A 17,081-nucleotide genomic window follows, 5' to 3' on the forward strand; every position below is an offset into this window, starting at 1 on the left:
TTTCATCGGCCCGCTCCGCTATTCAACCTAACATGCGAACAACCTTCGAGGCCAATTCGCTGCCTCGAGCGGCGGTGGTTCTTTTGCACATGAGGCACGGGCGCCCGCGCGGAAACGTTTATTCCCGGTACCAGCTGCCATCGTCGTTCGGGCGTATCCACAGGTGGCTGTACCAGAAGTAAACACCTGGAATTTCGCTGGAGGGCGCCGTGCAATTGAACTTGCTGCGGCCGGGCCTGAGGGCCCGCTGGGCGCGGACCAGCGCGATGTCGCCATCCCAAGTCACTTGCGCCGGCGCCTGTCCACTCACGTAGCAACTCAGGCGGCGACGATCATAGCCGCCGGGAGGAATTCTCAGCTTCAGGAGGGGCGGACCCGCCCCTGGCGCGAGCACACGACTGTCGGGTGAGACGACCTCGACCGGCAAAGGGCGGCTGCGCAGCTTCTCCGCGAGTGATTCGAGGTCCGCGTAGCCGGTGGCGACGGGGAATCTCGGCAACGACCGGAAATCCGAGTTGCGTCCCACCGGCCCCGACTGCTGGCCGAAGGCCACGTAATCCATTTCGTGGAGCAGGGCTTCGAGCGAGCCATCGAATTCGCCGTAAGGATAGGCGTGCATTTGCAACGGTGCGGCCAGTTCGGCCTCCAGGCGCGCCTGGGCATGTTCGATATCCGCGGCGATGCGCCTGCGCCAGGCCGCTTCGCTTTCATCCGGCAAGCGCCGAACGAGATGGCGGTGCGATGAGCTGTGGTTGCCGATCCGCCCGCCGCGCATCTCTATAGCACGCAGCTGCGCCCAGCTCATGTAGCCGCCGTAGGACTTATCGATGTAGTCCGTGCTGACGAACACCGTAAACGGCCAGCCACGGCGCTCCAGCATCGGTAGCGCATGGGTGAAAACCGAGGAATAGGCATCGTCGAAAGTAATGGACACGGCGTTCGGCGGCAGTGATCCACGGCCGCGGAGCCCGGCAACCAGCGTATCGAGCGGGATGACGTTGTAGCCCTGCGCAGCGAGATGGTCCAGGTGGGACGAGAACACGTCCGGCGAGACGCTCGTCGCGGGCGGCGTATCGTCGCTGACGTGGTGATACAGCAGGATGACGCCATGTTCCCGCGCACCGTCATCCGTTTCCTCGCTCGCAATCGATTGCTCCCCGAGGGCCAAGGCAAGCAGGAGCAGCACCAGAAACCTGGCACTGCGAAGGGCATCCGCCGGGCCGTGGCGTTCATGCATCCGTATCGCCATCGAACTCCTCGAGATCGTTGAATCGGATCAGCTGCTTTATTTCATCGACATAGGCGCTGCCGCGTTCCGAATAGCTCTGCAGTTGTTCCGCGAGCACCAGCCCTGAAAGCGGCGCCTGGCTCGCGCGCAAGCCGGCTCGCGCCAGGCGAAAATCACGGTAGGCCGGATGCGTGTTGATGTTTTGCAGATAACTTGCCACGGACTCGCGCGGTGTGGAAAAGACCTGGACCTCGTGTGTCGCGTGTTCGCCGCGGGCACGCGGCACGATCCCGCATCCCGGTTCGTAACACCACTGGCCGAACAGGTTCCGTCCTTTCCGGGCGAAACGAGAGGTTCCCCATCCGGACTCCTTGGCCGCCTGCGCCAGCGCCAGCGACATGGGAACCGCATCCACGCGAAGCAATAATGTCGCCAGTAATTCGTCGCCCGACAGCGTCTCCGGGTCAAGGCGATAGCTTTCGCCCAGTGCCCGTAACCAGCGACGATCACGCCACCCGGGCTCACCGGCGGCAGCGATTGAAACCAGGCGACGACGGTCCCGTAAAACGCGGGCGGTTTCCGCGGCAACAAGTGGTTGCATGAACTCTACGAAACGCGCTTTTCGCTCCGGCCCGGCCGGCCAGGCCGAAAAATCCGGCAGGGCCTGCGGCCGAGCGAGCAAGACCACCAGGGCCACCGCAGCGAGAAGCATCCCTGCCGCGAGAAGCCGGATGATGCTTGCATCGCCAAGCGGGCGTCCCGTGGTCCGCCAGCGGCGGCGTAGGTCGTCGTTCGATGACATGCCTGGAGATTCTAACATCCAGGGAAAACCGGGTTGTCCGGCGAGCGATCTTGATCCCGCTACACCGCAGGCTGCAATGGAGGTCTGCCTAGAACGCGGAGGCGCGCCCGATACCGAGATTTCGCAATAGCGAGGAAGAAAAGACCTCCCGGTCGGCAGCGTCGTAGGGCCTCGCCGCATGTATCCCCCAGACCGGACGCGGCCATGCATCATCCGTTTCGAACCTGGCGATCACATGCACGTGCAGTTGGGCGACCACGTTGCCGAGTGCCGCGATGTTGAGCTTGTGAGGTCGGACCGTTCGATCCAGCGCGGCGGCGCAAAGACGGATTTCATCCCAAAGCAGGAGCTGGTCGGGCTCCGCGAGATCCAGGATCTCGACTGCATCCGGTCTGCGTGGCACGAGCACCAGCCACGGATAGCGCGCATCCTGCATCAGCCTCACCGAGCAAAGCTCGAGGTCCACCAACGGGCTCGAATCCCTCTCGAGGCGGGAGTCCAGCGAGAATCCGGGCGACGATGTCATGGCCTGATTCTAGCGCAATGCCGTGACCGTATCGGAACGAATTTCGCGCTACTGCAAAAGACGGAGAACGCGCTCGCGGATATCCGTATTGTCCAACCGCTCCCCGAATAACCCGGCGCCAGGGCCGTAAGCGAAAAGGGGTACCGGCTGCGCCGTATGGTCTTCAGAGGCAAATTCAGCTGTGACTTTCCCGGCGCCCGCCGCCGTAATAGTCAGGCCGCAACACTCGTGGTCGGACGTCACGACCAGCAGCGTCCGCTGGTCTTTCTCTGCGTATTCGCGTGCGGCTGCAACGGTATCGTCGAGATGGACGACCATTTCCGCGAGCAGGGAAAAATTGTTGTCGTGCCCCCAGGAGTCGATCCAGTCTTCTTCCACCAGCAAGAAAAAACCCTTCTCGGAAACGCGCGACAGTTGCTGGATCGCGAAGCGCATGGCCTCCGCGAGGTGTGGTGCGCCGGCTTGCAGCACGTTCCGCTCTGCCTGCAGGGACTGCGCCTCGTCGATATATTCCGAATAACCGATCAGCACCGGCGACTCTCCCGCAGGGATATCGTCGAACGGTACATCGACATGCACGCCCCATCCGGCCGCCTGGAGCGTCTCGGCCCGAAGTGGTGCGGGTCCCTCCGGATGAAAGAACTCCACGCTGTTGCCGACCATCACGTCGGGTGCGAAACGCACGATGCCGCGACTGATGGCCTCCTTGTCGCGGCGACTCGGCGCACTGGTGATAAAGGCGGCCGCTGTCGCCCCATTGAGATCTCCGGTGGTCGCAACACCAACGGCATAGCCCCGCGCGCGCAGGGCTTCGAACAAAGTCTCGAGCGATTCGCCCGCCGGAGTGGTCGCGATTCGCCCGTTCGTGGTCTTCGATCCGGTCGACATGGCCGAGGCAGAAGCCGCGGAATCCGTGATCCACTCCTCCCCGAGAGATAAAGTCTCGAGTGTGCCGCTGCTGGGGAGTTGCTCCATGACAAGCGGCACGCGCAGATCCCCGCGGTGGTACCGACCGGCAAGCAGGTGACTGAACCCCAGGCCATCGCCCACGATGAGAATCACGTTGCGCGGCAGCGGCGCCTGGGGCGTCGCAGACACCTCCGCGTATGACGGTCCGGCAGCCAGACACAGGATAAAACCGCGAGCAATACCCGACAAACGCTTCATGGCGCCCCCAAGGTTGTTGATAATCGGACGCGCCGGAGTCAAAACAGCACGTTCGCGCCGAAGACGAATGACCGGCCGTTGTAAGTCGCTTCCTGGAGAAGTGGCGAACCCTTGCCGAAACGGAAATCGTTGATCGGGTCCGAGCCGTCATCAAGCAGGTCGATGGCGTTCAGAAAGACTCTCACTCGCGGGCCGAAATCGTAACTCAGCTGAGCGTCCAGGGAGCCATAGGGCTCGGCGACGATGCTCCTGCCGAAGTCCGCGAACTCCAGCACGTACGTATCGCGATAGGAGTAGGCGAGGGTCGCTTCGACCCCGGCGCCCTGGTAGGTGCCGGCTACGGTGTACAAAAGGTCAGGGGCGTTGAAGAACTCCTCGTCATCCCGTCCCTCGAGCCCTGCATCGGCGGAACTCGTCTGCACCGTCAGGTTCGCATAGACGCCGAGGCCGCCCCAGGCGCCGGGAAGCTCGGAGAACTGGCGTACGAGATTGAATTCCGCGCCCCAGATCTCGGCCTGGTCGCCATTGATGATCGTGACCACTTCGCCGATCTCGAGCCCGGCAAGCCGTGGATCATTGGCGAATCGACCGCTATCGATCTCCGCCTCGGGCGCGTCTTCGTTGAAGATGAAATCATCGATCCGCTTGTAAAACAGGTTGATCGAGGCCACGCCGACATTCCCGAAATATTTTTCGATTGCGAAGTCGAGGTTGTAAGCGTAGGAGGGCTTGATATCGGGGTTGCCGAGGAAAATATCCACGACGCCGTCGTCTTCTTCGATCTCGGTCGTCCCTGAGACATATTCGAAAGCCGGACGTCCGATCGAGGTAAACGCGGCGGCACGGAAAACGATGTCGTCCGCGTAACGATAGTTCGCCTGGAAACGCGGCAACACGTGCGTGTAATCAGCGCTTCCCCGGATCGGGGTCAGCACGGGATCCTGGCCCTCGAGTTCGAGCAATTCCAGGTTGTTGCTCTTTATTTTTGTATGGTCGATCCGGGCCCCGCCGATCAGGTCCCACCGCCCGAGGACCCATTTTCCCATGGCATATGCAGCGTAGGTGTCCTCGGTGGCGTCATAGGTATCCTCGTCCGGAATCGGAGCTCCGTCGAGGCCGTCTTCGACGTAGGCGTTGACGAAATCCGGATCGTTTTCCACCAGGTTGTTGCCGAAGGTCCGCCAGTTCTTCAGGTTCGCGTCGTCGAGGGTCAGGTACGCAGGATAAGGCGCGCCGATATCACGGAAGTCGATGCGCGGCCCGACACCGAAGTCCGTCAGGCTCAATGGCCCTTCGACCTCGAGAACATTGGCCTCGAAGAGACGTTTCTCCGACCGTTCGATCTTGACGCCGCCCTTGATGAACTGGAGCGCACCGGGACTGACGGGCGCAAAGGTCGTGTCGAAACGCGCCGAGTAACGGGTATTTTCAGACTCGTCCGCGTCGATATCATTGCCGCCCAGGACAAAATTAGCCGGGTCACTGATTTGCTGCAGTTCGGCCGCCGTGAGAGACGGGAAAGGGTATTTGGCCGAGGAGCCCGAATAATCCAGCAGGCTCGAATCGACATCGGTTTCGAAGCTGACTTCATAATCGTTGGGCTCGTCCTGCCGCGCATAGGAATAACCCAGGCCATACTCGAACAGGAAGGGACCCGAGTAGGTTTCGCCATGGAACACCAGTGAGTTCTGCTCCCACTCGGTTTCCTCGTACTCGCCATTGAGCACCACGGTGCCCCCCTGGTCGAGCAGCAGGTTGCCGGCGGCGTCGTATTCGTCCGAGCCCTCGAATACCAGGCCGCGATTCGTTTCGATATCGATCAGGCGGTTATAGCTGCCCTTCAGAGCCAGGTACGTATCCGGAGTGACCTGCCAGTCGAGGGCAGTCTGGAGCGCCAGGTTCTCTCGGTCATTGTCGAAGGTGTTCAGTTCGAACTCATAGGCCGTGAAACCGCTTGACGGATCGTCCTCCACGAAAGGGATGTAATCCTCTCCGTTACTGAGCACGTAGCCGAAGGTGTCACGCTGGCTGTAGCTGCCCGCGACCAGGATGCCGAGTTGTTCCCGGGCGCCGAACTTCCGGGCGAGGGTGCCCGCGATCTTCGGTCCGACACTGTCGGCGAAGTCCTGGTAGTAGCCGCTCACCTCGAACTCGTAGATCGGACTGCTGAAATCGAATGCCGTCGCCGTCTCCAGGATGACCTGGCCACCGATTCCGTCCGATTCGTGGTCCGGAAGAAGCGTCTTGTTGATGGTGAGTTTCGACAAGGCGGATGTCTGCACGACGTCCAGCGGAGCGCGTCGTGTCTCTTCTTCCGGCTGCGCTACATTCATACCGTTGATCTGGAAATTGTTCAGTCCGCTGTCCAGCCCCCGGATCGAGACATAGCGACCTTCGCCGCCTTTCTCCTCACGCTGGATCGAGATGCCGGGGACGCGCCGCAGGGACTCAGCTACATTTCGATCCGGGAAACGGCCGGCCTGGTCCGCAGACACCACGTTCCGCAGATTGTCGGCGGCGCGTTGTTCGCTGAGCGCCTGGGCCTGTGCCCCGCGTTGGCCGACGACGACCACGGTCTCGAGCTGCCCCAGCTCGACATCGAGCCTGATATCCGCGCCCGACATGACCTCGACAGTCTCGATCACGGAGTCGACACCCACGAAAGAAAACTCCAGCGTGTAGGCGCCGGGTTCGAGATTGGTGGCACGGAACTGTCCATTCGTATCGGTGACAAAGCGGCGTCCGGTTTCGACGATGCGGACGGAGACACCGTTGAGCGGCTGCCCCTTGACGCGGTCGAGTACTCGACCGCTGACCGTGCCAGGCTGGGTTTGCGCCATGGCCGAGGTCGGCACCAGTAACATGAAGCCTGTCGCGCAGCTGGTGAGGACGGTCGCTGCGAGCGCCGCCCGCAAGCCATCGCGAAGCCGGGAATTGTTCTTTCTCGTGGACATGGAAATCCCTCGGATCTGGTTACAGGGGGAGAGGTGGCATCGGCCCGACGGGGAGCCGACGACGCGCAGGGGCGCAATCGTGTCCGCTAAGCCCTGGCGCAGTGTCGGTCTCGCGACAGTGGATGCGGGGGACGCATCCCTTTGGGCGCAACCGGCGGGGCATGCCGGGTCCCTGGTGCCCGCAGTCCCCTGTTCCAGGGTCCGGGCGGGTCGCGATCGTCCTGCGAGTTGCCGGTCGAACGGCGCTATTACAACGTCGGAAAGTTCAAGTTGTATTACCGTTTTGGGAAGAAGGGTTTACTCGTTCCCGGATTGTTGCAGTGCGTAAAAATTTAAGACTGGGAGCAACACGGCCGACAATAAACCTGTACAACTCGGTCTGCGTGGCGAAGGATCACGCTGCCCCGTCCGTCGACCGCCCTTGGGACACGATCTGCCGATGCCTCGAATCCTTGTCGTAGATGACGATGCGCCGAGCCGGATGCTGCTTGCAGGCATTTTTGATGCGCGCGGCTACCGGGTGACGCAGGCGGCCGACGGCCATGAAGCCCTTGATTCGGCACGGGCGGAGCCGCCCGATCTCGTGATTTCCGATGTATTCATGCCCGGGATGGACGGCTTCTTGCTATGCCAGGCCTGGATGGGTGACGAACACCTGTGCGGAGTGCCGTTCCTGTTCTACACGGCGGTCTACACGAGCGAGACCGATCGGGAGTTCGCCCTGTCGCTGGGCGCAGCGGCTTACATGGTCAAGCCGTGCGCGGCAGAGCAGCTGGTTGCCACAGTCCAGGCCCAGCTCAGCCGAGGCACGCGGTGCCCGCCGGCCAAGCCACCCATGGATGAGGCCGCGTTCCGCAGTGGGCGGGAGAGGATCGTCGGTCGCAAGCTGGAGACGAAGATCTCCCAGGTGGAGGAACTCAGCCGCGCCTACGAATCCATCCAGCAGGACTATCGACTCCTGTTCACCGCAAACCCACAGCCGATGTGGATCTACGACCTCGACTCGCTCCACTTTCTCGATGTGAACGACGCGGCCATCGCACACTACGGTTATGCGCGACCCGAATGGCTCGCGATGCGCATCACCGACATCCGCCCGGCGGAAGAAGTCTCGCGACTGATGGAGAACATACAGCTGCATCGCGCCCATCCTTTCTCGCGCAACGAGATCTGGACACACATCAAGAAAGACGGCTCACGCATCAAGGTCGAAATCGCGGCGCATTCGATGCGCTTCAGGGGCCGCAACGCCCGCGTGGTGACGGCGCTCGACGTCACAGGGCGGCTCGAGGCCGAACGCCGCGAGCTGGCGCAGTTGCGCCGTATCGAGGAAGCGATGCAAGGCACCGTCATGGCGATGACCCGTGTCGTGGAGCTGCGCGACCCCTATACCGCAGGGCACGAGCGACGCGTGGCTGCGTTGTCGGTGGCCATCGCCGACGAGTTCGGCTTCGACGCGGAACGTCGTGAAGGTCTCATGCTCGGCGCGTCGGTGCATGACATCGGCAAGATCGCTATTCCCGCGGACATGCTCTCCAAGCCCGGCCGGCTCACGGACGTCGAATACGAGTACATCAAGTCTCATGCCACGGCGGGTTACGAGCTGCTCAAGGATATCGTCTTCCCCTGGCCACTGGCCGAGATGACGTACCAGCATCATGAGCGCATGGATGGCAGCGGTTATCCGCGCGGCCTGAAGGGTGACGAGATCCTGCTCGAGGCGCGGATTCTCGCCGTGGCGGACACGGTGGAGGCGATGGCGTCCCACCGACCTTACCGTCCGGCACACGAGATCACGACCGCCCTGGAGGAAATCGAGCGTCATGCCGGCACACGTTACGATCCGGACGTGGCCGCCGCATGCTTGCGGCTTTTCCGGGAACAGGGCTACCAGTTTCCGGATTGAGCGGCCGCTACGGCCGGTCAGGCCGTTCCGGCGCTCAGGGTATGGCCGTTCCCTTGCCCGATTCCTCGGCGAGATGCACGGCGAGTTCCCTTGCGAACTCGCCGACCACGGTGCTCAGCGCGCCGACCCGTGCAGCCATTCCTTCATTCTCTGCGCGCGCCCGGTACTCGGCGGTCTGCGGCGCCATGAGCACTTCCCCACGGCCATTCTTCAGCTGCCACTGGGCTTTCAATACTGCAACTCCGGCGGTGTCCGTATCGAAACGAATGATCTGCCCCGTGACACGCAAATCCGCCGCAGCACGACCGGGCGTGGGGTAAGCCAGCACCTGCTCTGAGCCGGTGAGGCGCATGAGGTTGTCCGCGAGGGTCTGCACCAGCATCTCGTCCAGCGGCGCAGCCCAGCGATCGAGTTCATGCAGCATCAGTTCCCCGTCCGATCGGCGGGTCATGAGCTGCGGCCGGTCGAGATAGCCCGCCGCGCGCAGGGGACCGATCAGTACGCGGAGGCCATCGAGCACAGGGGGCGAGGGCGCCTCCGCCTCGATGGGCGTGAGCACGAAAAAACGCATCGGCGGTGAGGCCGGAATACATCCCCCGAGCAGGAGTATTCCAAGCAGTGCCAGGGCACCGAAGCGGCCGGGGTGTTTGGGGTGAAACATGGTGTCATTGCTCCCGTGGGGGCGGGCGACCGCGCAACAGGGCTTCCGGATTACGTTCCAGGAACTCGACCAGCTGTCGCAGGCTGCGTGCCGCTGCGCGCGATTCGTCCAGCGTTTCGCGCAGCTGGTAACTGAGCTCCGAATCGCCGCCGAATTCCGTCGAGAGTGTATCGAGCATCGTACTCACGTCACGCAGCGTGGCACCGAGTTCCGCGACACTGCTTTCCGCGCCCTGCAACACGGGCTGGAGATTCTGGTCCGTGGTCGCGACCAGGGCCCGGATCTCGTCCAGGGTGCGTTCGACGGAATCCAGCGTGTTTGCCACGGCGCCCGGCAGGGCTTGCAACTCCTCGGTGTTGGAGAGGCGATTCAGGCCGCTCAGGGTGCCATGCAGCTGGTCAGATCGCACCAGTGCATCGATGCCTTCGAGCACGTTGTCAATACGCGTGACGAGTTCCTCGACATCGACGGTTTCCTGCAGGTCGCTGATGAAATTCTGGATGGCCCGCAGCGCCCGCTGGATGTTCGAGGGCACGCTGGGAATTTCGGGGAACTCATAGGGGCTGCCGTAAAGCTTGATCGGCGTATCCGGGTAGAAATCGAGCTCGAGGACGAGCTGCCCGGTGACAAAACTTTCCGTTTCGAGGCGGGTACGAAGTCCGCGCTGGATCAGTTCGTCCAGGCTGGGGGATTCGTTGTCGCGCAGCAGGAGCCCGTCGTCGGGCCCCACGAGCGCGATGGCCTCGGGGAGAATCTGGAATATCACCGGGACGAGGAACTCGCTGTGGTCTTCATCGACCTGGACCTGGATGTCGCTGACGAAGCCCACCCGCACCCCGCGAAACAGGACATCGGATCCCACGCGCAGCCCCTGGAGCGAACCTTCGAAATAAGTGACGAAACTTCTTCTTTCCTCGAGAAACCGTCCGCCACCGAAAATCATCAGGGCCGACGCGAGGAGCACGATGCCGCCCAGCACGAAAGCGCCGACCACGGTCGGGTTCGCCCTGGCGCTCAAGACGCTTCACCAAGAGCGTGCATCAGCTCGTTCATGTGCCGGCTCCATTGGCGACGGCTTCCCGGCGGGGCGCCTCGCGGCGCAAGAAACGGCGCACGGTGTCGTGCTCCGCATGGTCGCGCATCTCTTTCGGCGCCCCCACGGCCAGCTGGGTGCGCGCCTCGGTGTCGAGAAACACGGCCGTGTTGCCGATGGCGAAGATACTGGCGAGCTCGTGGGTGACGACGACGATGGTGGTGCCCAGGCTGTCGCGCAGCTCCAGGATCAGCTCGTCCAGCAGGCGCGCGCTGACCGGGTCGAGCCCGGCCGAGGGCTCGTCGAAGAACAGGATCTCCGGATCCATGGCCATTGCGCGAGCGAGCCCGGCACGTTTGCGCATCCCGCCGGACAGTTCGTTCGGATAGTAGTCTTCGAAGCCGCTGAGCCCGACCAGGGCGAGGTTCCACGCGCAGACCTCGGCGATGCGGGCGGCGCTCAGCCCGGTGCGCTGCCGCAGCGGGAGAGAGACGTTCTCGGCCAGGGTCATGGAGCTCCACAGGGCGCCTGACTGGAACAGCACGCCCATGTGCCGGGCGAGGCCGCGCCGGGAATCCTCGTCGCAGGACCAGAAGGGCCGGCCCCCGTACCAGACGTCGCCGCTGGTCGGCTCCAGCAGACCGATCATGGCCTTCATCAAGCTGCTCTTGCCGCAGCCGCTGGGGCCCATGATGATGAAAACCTCGCCGCGATCGATGCTGAACTCGAGGTCGCGCTGCACGACGAAATCGCCGTAGGCGATCGTCAGGCCCCGCACCTCGATCAACTTTTCGCTTTCGCTCATATGCCGTACACCGTATAAATCACGGTCAGGACCGAGGCGGTCACGACGATCAACAGGATCGCCATGACGACCGCAGCCGTGGTGGCTTTGCCCACCGCCATCGCGCTGCCGCCGCATGCCATGCCCTGGTAGCAGCCGGACAACGCGATCACCCCGCCGAACACCACGGCCTTTAGCAGCCCCCCGAGCACACCGTCCAGGTCGATCGCATTGCGCGTCTGTTCGATGTACTGCATCACGTTCACGTCCAGCATCGCCAGCGCCACGAGCCCCCCGCCGAGTATGCCGAGCAGTCCCGCGTACACGGACAGAAGGGGCATCATCAACACCAGCGCGATCGTGCGCGGCAACACCAGGTAATCCATCGCGGGTATGCCGAGCGTGGTCAATGCGTCGATTTCCTCGTTCACTTTCATCGTGCCGATCTGTGCGGCAAAGGCGGCGCCCGAGCGTCCGGCCATGATGATCCCGGTCATGATGGCGGCCATCTCGCGGACCATTGCGACGGCGACCAGGTCGGCGACATAGATGCCCGCGCCGAACTGCTCGAGCTGGCGCACCCCGACGAAAGCGAGGATCACGCCCACCAGGAAAGCGATCAGGCTGACGATGGGCAGCGCCCTGGCACCGGTCTGTTCGATGTACAGCAGCAGGTCGCGTGGGTCGAATACCGCTTTCCCGCGCAACAAGCGTAGCATCGAGAAAACCAGTTCGCCCGTGAAGCGAAGCAGTTCGACGGCCGTGGCACGCAGGCGCAGCGTCGCGCCGCCGAGTGCCGCGAGCAGGCCGCTCGGGGGCGGCGTCCGGTGCGCATCCTCACGCACGGCGACGGCCCGCGCCAACTGCAGGAGCCGCTGGGCACCATCCGGCAGTCCCCCGGCATCGACCTCGACGTCCCGCGCCTGGGCGGCACGGGTCAACGCGTCCAGGCCGATCAGCAGCGACGCATCCCAGCGCCCGAGCTGCCTGCTGTCGAAAACGAGCTTCTGCGTGCCGGGGAACTCGTCGAGCAGGTCCAGGAATGCGCTGCGGCCTGGCGTCTCTTCACCCTGCAAAATCCAGTCGCCACGCAGCCGGATGCACAGGCGCCCCGTTTCATCGATCTCCGCACGCAGTGCATCAGTGGGGCTCGCATCGTCCATGGAGATGATTCTAGACGCCTGGGCGGGGTCAGCGTCGCAAAATGGCCCACCAACGCGCCACGTTGAGCAGGCTCATCAGCGACGCGGCCACGTAAGTCAGTGCCGCCGCAGTGAGGATGCGGCGCGCATGTGGCCGATCACTCTCGATGAGTATGTCGTCCTCGTCGAGCATCGGCAGCGCCCGGCGAAAACTCGCGTCGAGCTCGGTCGGCAGCGTGACGAGATGGACGAGCGTGGCAGTGCCGAGGGTCAACAGGCCACCGAAAAACATCAGCAGGCCGAGTGACGGAATGCGTGTGAGTGCGCCGATGAACGGCGACACCATGAGGATCCCGGCGCCGAGTCGCTGCACCGGATTCAACAGGTTCACGAGGTGATGGCGCAGGCGCAGGGGCACATAGTTGGTATGGTCCTGCACCGCGTGTCCCACCTCGTGTGCGGCGACGGTGATGGCCGTGAGCGAGCGGCCTTGATACTTGTCGGGGGTGAGGCGGACGACCTTGTCCACCGGGTCGTAGTGATCGCCTTGTTCGGTTTCTTCCACGCCCACGGTGTGCAGGCCGTGGCGGTCCAGCAGGTGTCGCGCCAGCTGGGCGCCGCTGCCCCTGTAGCGATCGGCAGGGCTGGAGTATTTCTCCAGCACCCGCTTCACCCACAGGCCGGGACCGAAGACGACCGCGAGCAGAATGAGGCCGAGGACGAGAAAATGCATGCCACGATGATATGTGAATTCATCGCTCGTGCACGACTTTGGCGACATGAGCGCGGGCCTCGGGCCCGCGGTGCTGGATTCGCGCTCTCAACCCGCGCAGAATCGCGCCTGGCACGGATCAGCCGGGCCGCGATCCGGGAATGCACATGCCTCCGATGACGGCAGTCACATCAACCCGCTGGCCCGGGATGCTCGTCGCCGCGACGATCGCTGCGGTAGCGACGGCCGTCCCCATGTTGCTCAGCCGTCTCCCGGAGCCCGTCGCAGGCCTGCCCGTCAGCCCGATACTCGTGGCAATCCTGCTCGGACTGCTGTTCTCGGGTCGGGCACGGATCCATCGCGGATGGCACAGCGGCATGGCGTATGCGGCCGGGCCCATGCTGAAGCTCGCCGTGATGCTGATCGGCTTGCGACTTTCGCTTGCAGAGGTCGCCGAACTCGGCATCCAGGCGGCGCCGATGGTAATCGGGGCCGTCGCTACCGGCCTGTTCCTGGCCTGGTTGCTGGGTCGTCTGCTGGGTACCGGCGACCGCCTCACAGCGTTGCTGGCCGTGGGTTCGGCCATCTGCGGCGCTTCGGCCGTCGCTGCGACGGCGCCGGCGCTGAAGGCCCGGCCGGAGGAGACCGCTTACGCACTGGCCTGCGTGGCATTGTTCGGCCTGGCCGCGACGGTCTTCTATCCGTGGCTGCTGGGGGCCTGGCTCGCGGATCCGGGACACGTGGGGCTGGTGCTTGGCGCGGCAATTCACGACACCTCGCAAGTCACCGCCGCGGCGCTGTTGTTCGAGCAGTCGTTCGGCACACCGGAGGTCGTGGCTGCCGCTACCGTGACGAAACTGCTGCGCAACCTGTCGATGCTGATCGTCATTCCCGCGGTCGTCTGGTGGGCGACCCGTGCCGCCCGGGAAGAACTGCGCCGACCGGCTTTCCCGATGTTCATCCTCGGGTTTCTCGCCCTGGCGGCATTGCGCACGGCGGGCGACCACTGGTTCGCAGGCCATGAAGCATGGTCTGCCGCACTGTCCGCTGCCGCCGGGCTCAGCGCCTACCTGTTCGCCGTGGCGATGGCCGCCATCGGCATGGCGATCAGCGTGGCGGCGCTCAGGCAGCTGGGCATGCGCCCGGCGCTCGTTGCGCTGTCGACGGCCCTCGGCATGGGTGCCGTGGCGCTGGTCCTGGTGAATTTCGCGGGGGGATGACGCGACGTCGCGGAGCCGGTTCGCCGACTGCTGCAGCCGGGTTCTCTCAGGGTAAAGGACCGAGCCCCGCCTGGCGCTCGAATCGTTCAGGATCGGCACCGTAAACGGCGCTCACATAACAGCTGCGCCCGGTCGAGAACCAGCGGGCCACGAGCACCACCGGCCCGGTGCGCGCCATGAATTCCCTTGACACCGGCTTGCGGATCTCCCAGTGCTCTGTCGCGCTGCCGAAGCGTGCGACGAATGTCTCGGCGAAACGGTCTCGCAATGCCAGGCAGGCGGCCTGGTCCTCAGCCTGCAACGGGGCGTCCAGCCCCAGCTCGATCTCGACGAGGCGCTCGTCTTCCGCCATGCCCATGGCGCTGACGGGCAATGTGCCGAGCACACCACTGAATCGGACTTCGTCGAGGCCCCCGCAGCCCGGGCCCGCGAAGGCGCTGTCGGGCGCGGCGCGCTGCGCCGCAGCAACCGCGGTCGCGTAGTCGGCGCCGAGCGCCAGCGGACCGATACCGTCGGCATTGATCGCCATCGGCCCGGCGCCTGGCTTGAATGACCGCTCGAGCAGAGCGCCCGCCGCCGCCAAGGCGGCGAGCGCTCCCACGAGAACAACGTGACGGCGCGCGATCATTCCGCCTTGATGACACCGCAGGCGATCCGCGGACCCGCGCCGCCGATCGGTTGGGTGATGTGGTCGTCGCGGTTCTGGTGAATGACGAACGCGGCGGTGTCCTCATCGAGGATCTTGGGCCGGCCTTCGGCGCCGGTGAGCGATGCCAGGGTGGTGAAAAACTCGACCTGCACGGTGCCGTCTTCCCGCACGATCAGGTTCGGCAGGTCGCCGCCGTCGGGTCCGTCGGGATTCATCAGGCCGTGCTCTTTGCCGTCCGGATTGAGATGCCCCGTGGAGGCGACGAAGCCTGCCTCGGGATCATCGCAGGTGCCCACGCTGTGAATATGGATGGCCTTGGGCGCGGGCGGCAGGCCCTTGAGGTCCAGGTAGATCAGCACGCCATGGGGACTCTCGGTGAGCGTCGCGGTCCCGAGCGCATTGCCCTCGCGGTCGATGAACTCCGCCTTCGCCTGGGTGACGATCTCGATGGCTTCATCTGCGACGGCCGGAATGGCGAACGTGGCCACGCCGAGCGCGGCGCACAGGGAAAGAGCGGTGGTTTTATTCATGTTGTTGATCCTCGCGGGTGACGGATTGATTGTTCGGTGCAGCACTCGTGGCGTGAGCCGGATGAGAGCGGTACGCGCCGAATCATAGCCCAGCGTCGGGAAAAGCGCCGCTTCGGCGGCTTCAGCGGCCTGCATCTGCAGGTATACTCCGCCGCTGGCCCGCTCGGGCAAACCGGCGAAGGAGTACGAATGAACCCCGGGGACCAGGACAAGAGCCAGTCTTTCAGCCGCTGGGTGGAGCGGGTAGGGCACAAGATCCCCGATCCGGTGATCATTTTCATGTCGTTCTACCCGATCGCCTTCATCGCCACGATCCTGCTCGGCGGCCACACGTTCGAGACCATGGGCGCCGGTGGCGAGACGATCAGCTACCAGATCCTGCCGATGTACGAGTCCGAGCACGTCCGCTGGATCTTCGACAACGCCTTGCTGCGCAACTGGCTGGCCTTCGGCAACGGCGTACTCGCGGTCATCCTGGTGGTCATGCTGGCGATCGGCGTGGCGGAGAACTCCGGGCTGTTCGCCGCACTGATCAAGCGCGTCGGCACCCATATCCCGCAGGCCTGGCTGCCGCTGCTGTTGATGTTTCTCGGCATCACGAGCTCCGTGGCGACCGACGCCGGATACCTGGTGCTGATCCCGCTGGCCGGGCTGCTTTACGCCGGGCTCGGGCGCAATCCGTTGATCGGCATGGCCACGGCGTTCGCAGGCGTCTCCGCCGGCTTCAGCGCCAACCTGATTCCCGGTACCCCGATCGACGTGATCATCGGCATGAATGCCCAGGTGTTCGCCGAGTCCCAGGGCGTGCCTTTCACCACCGCGGAGGGCGTGCCGCTGCGCCCGGCTACCATGCATTACTGGTTCATCGCCACGTCCACCGTCGTGCTGGCCTTCACCGGGGCCTGGGTGACCCGGCGCTTCGTCGAGCCGAAGCTCGACGGCCAGCCTTTCGAGCTCCCCCCGGAAATCGGACTGAATGAATTCGAAGCCAGTGCCGCCGAGCGCAAGGGATTGCGCGCCGCAGGCTTCGGGCTGCTGGTGGCGGCGGCGGCGATCGGCGGCCTCGCCCTCGGGCCGCTCGGGGCTTACACGGACGCCGAGGGCACTCGCGTCCTGCCGTTTTTGAACAACATCATCCTGCTGATCTCGCTGTTCTTCATCATCGAGGGCCTGTTCTTCGGCTACGCCTCGGGCAACTTCCGCCGCGTGGGCGACGTCGTCAAGGCCATGGTGAAGCAGATGAACACCATGGGATACATCCTGGTGCTGACCTTTTTCAGCTACAACTTCCTCGGGCTGCTCAGCTACAGCGGGCTGGGCTCCTATATCACCTACCTGGGCGCGGAAGGCCTGGTGGCGCTGGGGCTGCAGCAATTCCCGGTGCTGCTGTTAATCGGCTTCGTGCTGACCACGGCCGTCATCAACCTGTTCATCGGCGGGTTGACGTCGAAGTGGATGCTGCTGGGACCGATCTTCGTGCCCATGCTGTATTTCGTGAACCCGGCCATGACGCCCGACCTGGTGGCGGCGGCCTTCCGCGTGGCGGACTCGGCCACCAATATCATCACGCCAATGATGGTCTACTCGGGGGTGATCCTGGCCTTCATGCGCAAGTACCGCCCGGGACTCGGATTCGGCGACATGCTGCTGATCATGCTGCCGTACTCGATCGTGTTCATGATCGTCTGGACGGCCCTGCTGGTGACGTTTTTCGTGTTCTCGATCCCGCTAGGTTTCTGAGAGCCGACCGCTCGGAAGCGGCGCACG

General features: G+C 64.0%; 15 protein-coding genes. 3 read left to right on the forward strand and 12 right to left on the reverse strand.

Annotated elements, in window-relative coordinates:
- Positions 1 to 118: 118 nt before the first annotated feature.
- The 5 genes from G6032_RS08980 to G6032_RS09000 form a co-directional block, all read right to left on the reverse strand.
- Positions 119 to 1,249, reverse strand: coding sequence for a polysaccharide deacetylase family protein (locus G6032_RS08980; RefSeq protein WP_165281799.1), 1,131 nt, complete (start codon positions 1,247 to 1,249; stop codon positions 119 to 121).
- Positions 1,230 to 2,030: a glucosaminidase domain-containing protein gene (locus G6032_RS08985; protein ID WP_206211901.1), complete on the reverse strand. Its 801-nt coding sequence runs from the start codon at positions 2,028 to 2,030 to the stop codon at positions 1,230 to 1,232. The genes G6032_RS08980 and G6032_RS08985 overlap by 20 nt, the downstream gene beginning before the upstream one ends.
- Positions 2,031 to 2,118: 88 nt before the next feature.
- Positions 2,119 to 2,556 carry an HIT family protein gene (locus G6032_RS08990; RefSeq protein WP_165281800.1) on the reverse strand — a complete coding sequence of 146 codons (438 nt, stop codon included), beginning with the start codon at positions 2,554 to 2,556 and terminating at the stop codon, positions 2,119 to 2,121.
- Between the two features lie 48 nt (positions 2,557 to 2,604).
- The gene (locus G6032_RS08995) at positions 2,605 to 3,765 is read right to left on the reverse strand and encodes an alkaline phosphatase (RefSeq protein WP_165281801.1); all 1,161 of its coding nucleotides are present in this window, start codon (positions 3,763 to 3,765) and stop codon (positions 2,605 to 2,607) included.
- On the reverse strand, positions 3,762 to 6,677 hold the full coding sequence (locus G6032_RS09000; protein WP_165281802.1) for a TonB-dependent receptor: 2,916 nt from the start codon (positions 6,675 to 6,677) through the stop codon (positions 3,762 to 3,764). Before G6032_RS09000 ends, G6032_RS08995 begins: the two co-directional genes overlap by 4 nt.
- A gap of 439 nt (positions 6,678 to 7,116) precedes the next feature.
- On the opposite strand from G6032_RS09000, the gene G6032_RS09005 reads away from it, so the two are divergent.
- Positions 7,117 to 8,583, forward strand: a complete 1,467-nt coding sequence (locus G6032_RS09005; RefSeq protein ID WP_165281803.1) for an HD domain-containing phosphohydrolase — start codon at positions 7,117 to 7,119, stop codon at positions 8,581 to 8,583.
- 34 nt (positions 8,584 to 8,617) lie between these two features.
- Here G6032_RS09005 and G6032_RS09010 read toward each other — a convergent pair whose 3' ends face one another.
- From G6032_RS09010 to G6032_RS09030, 5 genes are read right to left on the reverse strand one after another with little or no spacing between them, the layout of a single operon-like run.
- Entirely contained in the window at positions 8,618 to 9,244 is a 627-nt protein-coding gene (locus tag G6032_RS09010; protein ID WP_165281804.1) for a PqiC family protein, read from the reverse strand.
- 4 nt (positions 9,245 to 9,248) lie between these two features.
- The gene (locus tag G6032_RS09015; protein ID WP_165281805.1) at positions 9,249 to 10,262 is read right to left on the reverse strand and encodes an MlaD family protein; all 1,014 of its coding nucleotides are present in this window, start codon (positions 10,260 to 10,262) and stop codon (positions 9,249 to 9,251) included.
- A gap of 31 nt (positions 10,263 to 10,293) precedes the next feature.
- Positions 10,294 to 11,082, reverse strand: coding sequence for an ATP-binding cassette domain-containing protein (locus tag G6032_RS09020; RefSeq protein WP_165281806.1), 789 nt, complete (start codon positions 11,080 to 11,082; stop codon positions 10,294 to 10,296).
- Positions 11,079 to 12,224 carry an ABC transporter permease gene (locus G6032_RS09025; RefSeq protein ID WP_165281807.1) on the reverse strand — a complete coding sequence of 382 codons (1,146 nt, stop codon included), beginning with the start codon at positions 12,222 to 12,224 and terminating at the stop codon, positions 11,079 to 11,081. The genes G6032_RS09020 and G6032_RS09025 overlap by 4 nt, the downstream gene beginning before the upstream one ends.
- Before the next feature lie 28 nt (positions 12,225 to 12,252).
- Positions 12,253 to 12,936, reverse strand: a complete 684-nt coding sequence (locus G6032_RS09030; RefSeq protein ID WP_165281808.1) for a zinc metallopeptidase — start codon at positions 12,934 to 12,936, stop codon at positions 12,253 to 12,255.
- Positions 12,937 to 13,091: 155 nt separating this feature from the next.
- Between G6032_RS09030 and G6032_RS09035 the strand changes: the two genes are divergently transcribed.
- The gene (locus G6032_RS09035) at positions 13,092 to 14,135 is read left to right on the forward strand and encodes a putative sulfate exporter family transporter (RefSeq protein WP_165281809.1); all 1,044 of its coding nucleotides are present in this window, start codon (positions 13,092 to 13,094) and stop codon (positions 14,133 to 14,135) included.
- A 46-nt stretch (positions 14,136 to 14,181) separates the two neighbouring features.
- Here the strand turns inward: G6032_RS09035 and G6032_RS09040 are convergent, their stop codons facing one another.
- Together G6032_RS09040 and G6032_RS09045 are read right to left on the reverse strand one after the other, a co-directional pair.
- On the reverse strand, positions 14,182 to 14,664 hold the full coding sequence (locus G6032_RS09040) for a hypothetical protein (RefSeq protein WP_165281810.1): 483 nt from the start codon (positions 14,662 to 14,664) through the stop codon (positions 14,182 to 14,184).
- Positions 14,665 to 14,759: 95 nt separating this feature from the next.
- Positions 14,760 to 15,314 (reverse strand): superoxide dismutase family protein, encoded by a 555-nt coding sequence (locus tag G6032_RS09045; protein ID WP_165281811.1) that lies wholly within the window; start codon positions 15,312 to 15,314, stop codon positions 14,760 to 14,762.
- A 189-nt stretch (positions 15,315 to 15,503) separates the two neighbouring features.
- Between G6032_RS09045 and G6032_RS09050 the strand changes: the two genes are divergently transcribed.
- Entirely contained in the window at positions 15,504 to 17,054 is a 1,551-nt protein-coding gene (locus tag G6032_RS09050; protein ID WP_165281812.1) for an AbgT family transporter, read from the forward strand.
- The last annotated feature ends 27 nt before the right edge of the window (positions 17,055 to 17,081 follow it).

This window comes from Wenzhouxiangella sp. XN24, from assembly GCF_011064545.1.
Lineage (GTDB): Bacteria > Pseudomonadota > Gammaproteobacteria > Steroidobacterales > XN24 > XN24.